Source organism: Xanthobacter autotrophicus ATCC 700552 (genome assembly GCF_043194565.1).
Lineage (GTDB): Bacteria > Pseudomonadota > Alphaproteobacteria > Rhizobiales > Xanthobacteraceae > Xanthobacter > Xanthobacter autotrophicus_F.
Genome location: NZ_JBAFVS010000066.1, coordinates 1 through 1,196, shown reverse-complemented (window position 1 = coordinate 1,196; position 1,196 = coordinate 1). Strand labels below are relative to the sequence as shown.

At 67.1% G+C, this 1,196-nt stretch carries 1 protein-coding gene; it reads left to right on the top strand.

The annotated features are described in order from the left end of the window. Positions 1–93 precede the first annotated feature (93 nt). Positions 94–1,196, top strand: a 1,103-nt coding sequence (locus V5F48_RS24915; RefSeq protein ID WP_394260638.1) for a transposase, incomplete at its 3' end; no start/stop codon positions are given.

The window sequence follows — 1,196 nt, the reverse complement described above, 5'->3', positions numbered from 1 at the left end:
CTGTTGCAGAATCACCACCTTGACCGAGGCTGACCGCTTGCGCCAATGACGGCGTGCTGATTCCCTTGGCACAGGCAACGTGAGGGGGAAGAGATGGCGAACTTCTATCGCGAACCGGATCGGCGACAGCGGTTTCTTCTTCCGGTGGACATGTCGGATTGGGTTTCCGACACGGACATGGTTCACCTGCTGCTGGATGCGATCGAGTTGATGGACCTGTCGGCGTTCGAGGCCCATTACACTAGGCGCGGCACCGGCGCGCCGCCGTTCTCGCCGTCGATGATGGTGTGCGTGCTGATCTATGCCTACGCCAACGGGCACCGCTCCAGCCGCAAGATTGAACGCCTGTGTGAGCGGGACGCGGGGTTCCGGATGATCGTCGGCGACGAGGTGCCCGATCACAGCGTGATCGCACGGTTCCGCAAGCGCCACCGGAGCGCTTTCGAGGCGCTGTTCGCCGAGGTGCTGAAGCTGTGCCACAGGGCGGGTCTGGTGCGGCTTGGCGTGGTGGCCCTGGACGGGACCAAGGTCAAGGCGAACGCGTCGCTGGCGGCCAACCGGACGGCCAGGTCCCTGGAGGCCGAGGTGGCGGCCCTGGTGTCGGCGGCCGAGGAAACCGACGCGGCCGAGGACGCCATGTTTGGCGACGAACGGGGCGACGACCTTCCCGCCGACCTGCGGAACGCTTCCGGCCGCCCAGCCAGGCTGCAGGCCTGTCTGGATCAGCTTCATGCCGAGGCGAATGCGCAGGCCGCCCGCCAGCAGGAGAAGATCGACGCCCGCGCAGCCGAGGAGGAAGCGACCGGCAAACGCAAGCGGGGCCGCAAGCCGAAGCCTGCCGAGGCGGTGGTCGACGAGGAGGCCAAGGCCAACGTGACCGATCCCGACAGCCGGATCATGAAGAGCCGCAAGGGTTACCTCCAGGGCTACACCGCCCAGGCGGTGGTGACGGCCGAGCAGATCATCCTCGCCCCCGATGTGACGAACCAGGCCAACGACGTTCGCCAGTTGGGGCCGATGATCGACAAGGCCCTGGCCATGGCCGAGGCGGTGATGGGCGAGGACGCCCGCATTGGGACGGCGCTCATGGACGCGGGCTACTGGTCGGAGGACAACGCGGCGCTGGAGACGGCGGACTGCGAGTACCTGATCGCCACCACCAAGGACTGGAAGCAGCGCAAGGCGATGCGCGCCGC